Genomic DNA, 7,095 nt, shown 5'->3' on the forward strand with positions numbered 1-7,095 from the left:
TGACCTTTCCGGCAGCCTCGGTGTTACCCAGAATGGCGGCATCCATATCAAAGTTGACGTCAACAAACTTGTTACCGTCAGCTGCTAACTCAGCTTCTGCCTTGAAAGTGGCAACTGAGCCGGAGCCGGTTACCTCAATGGTGCCCTGAGCATCTACAGTCTTGTCTGCAGTAAAGGCACCAGTTGTTACCTTCAGAGAGCTGCCCTTTGAGGTATCAAGAGTGCTCTTAGCGGTGAAGGTGCCTACAGAGGCACTGCCATTAAGCTGAACAGCTCCAGCGAACTCTGCAGTTTCTGTAACATTTAATGCGCCATTGATGATATTAGCATCAGTGGTGCTGTTGGCCTTTAATGAGGCAGCATTTAATGTGGAACCATTGGCTGAATCAATGAAGCCTACATTTGCTGCACCAGTTACATTAGCAGTACCAGTATTTACCAGAAGTTCTGCCTTGGCGCCAGCAACATCGCCCTGTACGGTAATAGAACCGCCCTGACCGGCGTTGAGCTTGAGTACTGAACCAGTAGCAAGGGTAACCTTACCGACCTTGCCGGAGTTGTTCAGAGTTAAGGTGCCGTTCTTGACGTTCAGACCAACAACATTCTTACCAGTAGAGTCTGAAGCAAACAGGCCATTGTTCTTGTCAGCACCACTTAAGCTGGAAGAGGTGGAAATACCAATCTGCTCGCCTGTTGAGCCGGCGGCCTGCTGCAGAGAGCCGAAGTTACCACGTACATCTTCAGAGATGTTGGTTACGATAACATCAGCCAGGTCCTTGTTAACAACGTCTGAGTTGACGTCAGCAAAGCCCTTGATGTCTGTCCACTTGACTGTACCGTCTTCTGAGACAACACCGCCCTCGCCAGTAACACCGGTAATGGTGGCATTGCCAAGATCCAGAACACCAGCAGTTAAAGAGCCTGAAGCTACACCAAATACGCCACGCAGTTTCTTCAGATCGGTTGAATCAAGAGTTACACCTGAATCAAAGCCAAACTTTACGGTACCGCCAGTCTGGAGATCGATTGATCCTGCAGCAAAGCCATTAAGACTTGTTCCCAGGTCAGTGCCATCGGCATTGAGCATGGAGCCAACTGCAGTGGTTCCAAATTCGAGGAAGCCCTTATCGGTAACAGCGACAGTCTTGGAACCAGCCAGGCTTACACCCTTATTGGTGGTATCAGCTGCATCGCCTTTTACGGTCATAGTGCCGCTGATGTTGATCTTGCCGCCAGTAATGGTTAACTTGTTGGTTGTAGCGGCAGCACCCTCATCAATCGTGATGGTTGAGGCTGCATTGTTCAGCTCTTTAAGGGTTAAAGAGGCATTCTTCTTAACAGCTACATCACCAGAAGTACCGGTAAGCTTATTTGCGCTTAAGGAGGCTGCGGCGTTGACTGGAACGGCAGCAGCTGGATCAACGACCTGACCGCCAACTGTTAAGCTGCCTGAGGTTACAGTAATATCGCTGTCAGAACCGGTCCATGTACCACCGGCAACGCTCATGGCGCCTGAAGATGAGCTATCACCTATAGTGATGCTTGCGCCAAGCTCACCGCCATCATCAGCAGCTGAACCAAGAGTCAGTACAGAGCCTGAAACAGTTACAGGAGCAGCAGTGGTGCCGCCAACTGAGGTAATACCATCCAGAACAGTAAAGTTACCGGCTCCCAGCTTATTCTCAGTACCAGTGCCCTGAAGAGCAAGGGTGCCAGCAATTACACTGTCCTTGGCTCCAACAGCAACAGCTGTCTGAGCGCCAGTGATAGTAAGAACTCCGTCTACCTTGAGGGTGCCAGTTGAGCCACTGTCAAAGTGAATGCCGGAGGAGTTAGGAACATTGCTAATTTTGGTGCCTGAAGGCTTTAAATCGCCCTGAGCAAGCTCTAAGTCAGTAGTTACGTTTAAGGTGCCCTTGCCCTTAATGACAAAGGAACCGGACTTACCGCCAATAGTTGCAGAAACAGTCTTAAACTGCTCACCAGTTACTATAACCTTACCATCATTGGCTGTTACAGCAACATCACCGGAAGTACCAGAGCTCAGTGCAGTTACAGTAACATTGGCATTAGACAGGTCGACAACAGCCTTGGAACCAGATGCAGTAATTGCGGAGCCGGAGCCGTTGGTGATTTCAATGGTAGTGTCCCTTGCGGCAGTAAACTTGGAGTCAACTGAGGCGCCGTTTGCAACGATGCTTCCGGCGTTTACCTTAATCTTGCCGGAATTGGTGTAGATACCACCGTCAACAGTAAGGGCCTTGGTTAACTCAACGTCACCGCTTATGGTGCCACTGTCGGCAACAGTCTGGCCATTATTCACGGCAGTACTGCTGAGGGTAAGGGCATTTGCAAGCTTAAAAGCAGTTGCATCGTTCTGGCCTACAAAGCTAACGTTCTTAGCCTTCAAGGAACCATAGCCAATTCCACTGGTCAGGTCGGTACCTGCGGCACCAAGAGTCAGGTTGTTACGAGCCTCGAGATTGACGTTAGTAGTATTTGCACCAGACTCAGTCACTGCCAGGTTATCAGCCAGAATAATTGTAGTGCCAGAGGCATGGATCTTGCCCTTGGTAGAGGCATCTCCAGAGAACTGCAGAGCCTTAACATCGAATGCATTGGTGGCAGCATCAGTGATCTCAAGAACAGCAAATTTGGTAGTGGTCTTGGTAGCACCAAGCAGTTCAGAGATCTTGGCAGAAGTGCCCTTAAGGTTTGCAGTTTGGCCAGTAGCAGCTCCACTGCCTGATAGCTTTAATGTAGCTGCGTCAGCTGCAATTTCAACAGCATCGGCAATCTTGATGGTACCTACACCGCTGACAGTTGTAGAGCCAGTTAAGGCAAGCTTGCCGCCCTGAATGTCGAAGGTCTTCTCTACTTTCTTGTCAGTGCCCTCAATGGTTGCATCAGTTACATTAGCGGCATGATCAAACTTGATGGTAAGATCGCCGCTGGTGCCTACGTTAATCTCGCCTGACTTCATTTGGCCACTAACGAGGTTTAATGTTGCAGATGCACCGCTGTCAGTCTTGTTAAATACCTGCAGCTTACCGCCATCGATAACCAGACGACCAGCATTGATGGTTACATCAGAAATTGCGCCACCAGCTCCACTTTGGGTAGCTAAGGTACCGCCGGATAACAGCTTAATCTGGCTCAGATTGCAGATATCAGCAGTAGCCACAGTAGTACCTACAGAGCCTGATTTGCTTACTATTACAGAAGCCTCCGGTGCAGTTGAGCCGGATGCAGCTGTGGAGCCAATGGTAATAACCTTGGATTCAAGGGAACCTGCACCAGTGCTGCCGGAGGCATTAATTTTGATTGTGCCCTCAGAAACATTCACAAGGTCTGTGAATGTTACCTTGGTTGCATCAGCGCCGCTGGCTGCGATAGATACGCCAGCTCCTTTGGCGGAAACAGTTAAAGACTTACCGGTGAATGTAAGGCCACCTTGTGCGGCAGGATCAAATTTGTTTGAGGTTGCATCGCCGCTCTGTACAAGGAAGTCTACTTTAGAAAAATCCTTATCTGGAGCTGTGGTTACAGTAATTTTTTCAAATTTTGTATAGCCTTCTACATCAGTAGATGAGATGACTACCTTATTGCCGGTAAGAACGGTACTGCCAGAGAAGTCGGCTGCCTGAGCCTGGCCAGCAGCCATAACTGATGTCAGAACGACTGCAGAGGCGATACCCTTGAAGTAGGCGTTCTTGTAGATTGCACGATATTGAGCCATCAGGAACTTGATGGCGTTGTTTGAAAGTTTCATCTAGTTTGTTGAAAAGTTTGATGAAGTGGGCGTTCTGGCCTGAAGCGTGTTGCTGTGCCTCTGACTCGTACTGGAAATGCTTTTTTAAATGCCGGCTGGCAGAGCTGGCCGGTCAGAGTTCAGAGGGAATCACAGGAACCTGTAGACCACCTCACTTCGGTGGTGGTCTGATGCGGGACACTGCAGGCAGTGGATAGTTCCATTGCCGTGGTAGCAGTGAAGAGGAGACAGAATGGTGCAGGCACATCGATACCCATGCCGTGGGCCTGGGCAGCTTTTTGTTCAATGTGTCGGGACAGGAAGCGTCAGGCAGAGGTTGACGTATGTCAGAGGGACACCATATCTGGTGCTGGACGTGGGCAGTACAGGGCTGTAGCCTTGTCTGCTGAAGCAGTTGAGAGGGGATGCCCGGCTTCATGCTCAGTCTGCGTGCCGACTGTAAGTCCCTGGCATGGCCAGTTCAGCATTGCGGCTGGTTGAGCAATGTGCATGGCTTAAAGGTCAGTATTAAGCCGTCGCTGTCTTCCCATGCTCAGGGGTACTAAGCCTGAGTGGGGTGCCTTGATGCTTTTTCAGCACCGGCAGACAGTGTCGTTGCCATCTCATATGAATGGTGGCTGCTTAATGCTGTACCTGCTTCTGCTGACGTGTAAGCGTCATTTGTGCAAAAGCTGTTCTGAGGTGCCATAAAGGATGGACCTGAGAATTTTGCAGGTCAGAACATACAAAGGCGCGACAGATGGCGAGGTTTCAACTACAATAATAGAACCCGTCTGCTCTCATTTAGTGCGTAGGTATAAAAAGATAAATTACGCATGAGTGCCAAAATGGGCTCCTGTCCAGAGCGGAGGGTCAGGACAGAACTGGTAGACTAGTAGACAAGTATTTTCGCCAGGAATGGCTTAAATATCAGGTCCACGAGCTGTGAAATTTAAAGACGGGCCCATCGCCAGAGGTGCGAAAAAAAAAAAAAAAAAAAAAAGCATACTTAGTGCCAACTTAAAGTTCATATAAAAATTCGCTCCGCGAATTGAGCCATGTCAACTGTTTTGCGGCGCGACGATTGCCCTTAAATGGCGCATTGGCAAAAGTATATTTCAGAATGCTATTTGAGCCTTAATGGTCACTTTTTGTGCTGCCTGCATATGACACATGATGCAAATCTATCTGCCCGTCTCATACCCAAAAGCCCTTCCCTCCCTCCGTCTTTCATCTCAGTCTTTCCCTGATAATCTCACCTTATTGAAGTCCTGTTCTACCTGCATTAGTTCATATATCGCTTGGGAACAGGCTCGTCATATACGGTAGCAGCGGCGAACAGTATCATTTGTTCTCCAGCTTGTCTGGTGTGCTGTGATGGCTTTACCATCCCGCACCAAGGCTAATACGGCGTTCTCACGGTGCTCCTAAGCTGAGCTTAAGCTGGTGCAATATGATGACTACCCGTCCCTGATTCTGCCGTGTTCTTCATGTGCTTTGCCTTTGCTTGCCGTGTATTGGCTGTCATAACCTCAGTACTCTTAACCAGTCCCACTATTGCGTGCGTTACACATCTAACATCTACAATCAGACTGCATGGTAGTACGTCATTGGCGGGGCAATGCAACGTAACAATCAGGATGTATCCCGCTCAGGTGAATGGGGGCTATATGCGGCTGCAGTCAAACCGCATAATCATGAAAGCATCGACCTTCTAAGCTTTCCTGGTACCGGACTGCACAGTACAATCATCCAGTGCTCCATAACATATAACAATCTACATTCTGATTTGTAAAGTATCATAATGCTTTATTCGCCTACGACTGCTTTGGCGGACTCACTTTATCTGACAGGACATTTTCTTAATCGTCATACTGTAAGTCCATTACTAAACAGTCTACAAACCATTATGTAAAGCGATTATGTATAATGTGTTTAGCAAGTATTGAGTTTTGAAACGTCCAAATTTCAAACTCAATCACGCCAGATTATCGACTTGTAGTTGCAGTGGCGCCTGCCTCAAAACGAAAAAGGCGACTTCCGGATTGTTCCAGAAGTCGCCTTTAATATTTTGTAAAGCATTAAATATGTACTGTGTTCATGCTTCAGACTCATTCCTTACATATGAGCTTGCCTATCATGTGCAGGGAGTTTGTCATGGCATGAGCATGGTTTTGGTTTAAATGCTTTGTAAAACTTTCGAGTGTGCAAACGTATGCAACGCTCTGATAACAGTCTTCCTGAGTAAAGGTTGCCTGGAAATCGTGATGTTACATCACCACCAGACGCCGGGGGCGCTGCCCCGGCTACGGTGACAATGAATATCACAAACTGTTATTAGAATACGTAACGTACGTTAGCGTTAACACCGAACTCCTTGACGTTGGAGGCACCGGTGTAGTTAACACCCAGACCCATACCGAAGTTGCCGGTCTGAGCAGCAACGCCGATGGCGGTGCTGTAGGTGAAGGTGTCAACGAACTCTGACTTGATGTCAGTGCTCAGGTTGGAGATGCCTTCCCAGTCAACGGTACCGGAGGTCTCGTCATCACCGAAGTTGCCGGTTAAGGTCAGGTCAAAGGCTGGCTTGACGCTCCAGGCATCGAAGGTGTACTCCTTCTCAACGGTTACACCGACTGGTACGGAGAATACGTTCATGGAGTTGGAGCTGTACTGAGCGAATACGTCAGTGCCGTTACCAACAGTGTAGTCGTCCTGGTCGATGCGGGTGAAGCGTAAACCAGCGTGTGGAGTTACGTTAACACCGCCGAAGTCCATGGCGTACTTGCCGGTTACACCCAGAGACAGAGCTGAGCTGTCAATGGAGGCAGCCAGAGTGCCAAGACCGGTCTGACCCTCAACAGAGTTGTCAACGGTGGTCCAGGAAACATCAGCTACAACGGAGGCAGCACCCATGGTGTAACCCATGTAAGCACCAAAGCCGTAGTAGTCGAAGTCGTTCTTGACGTTGGAGCCAAGGCCCTGACCGTCGGCATCACCGGAACCTACGTTGAACATGACACCGGCACTTACATTCTCCATTACAGAGACATCAGCACCAACGGCTACGCCGTAGAGGTTCATGTCAGTACCGTAGTCAACGCTGTCAGCACCGAAGCTGTCGGAATCAGCGGTCTTGTAGACAGGGGTTACCCACATGCCTGAACCCTGACCGTTAGCGGCGAAGGTAACAGTACCGTTAACGCCTACACCCATGCGGGCAGCAATGGCGTCAGAGGTGGTGTTACCGGCACGCAGAGCAGCCTGAGCTACGCCACCGAAGTCAGCCAGACGGGCAGCGGTTTCAGCGTCAACACCAGCGGTAGTGCCATCCATGATGCGGT

Annotated in this window: 2 protein-coding genes; both read right to left on the bottom strand. The window is 49.4% G+C overall.

The features are described from left to right. A partial coding sequence (locus tag MXE41_RS12690) for a hypothetical protein (RefSeq protein WP_247100817.1) occupies window positions 1–3,772 on the bottom strand: 3,772 nt, incomplete at its 3' end. Between the two features lie 2,316 nt (window positions 3,773–6,088). Continuing rightward, a partial coding sequence (locus tag MXE41_RS12695) for an autotransporter outer membrane beta-barrel domain-containing protein (RefSeq protein WP_247100818.1) occupies window positions 6,089–7,095 on the bottom strand: 1,007 nt, incomplete at its 5' end.

It is taken from the genome of Anaerobiospirillum sp. NML120449 (assembly GCF_023051105.1).
Classification (GTDB): Bacteria; Pseudomonadota; Gammaproteobacteria; order Enterobacterales; family Succinivibrionaceae; genus Anaerobiospirillum.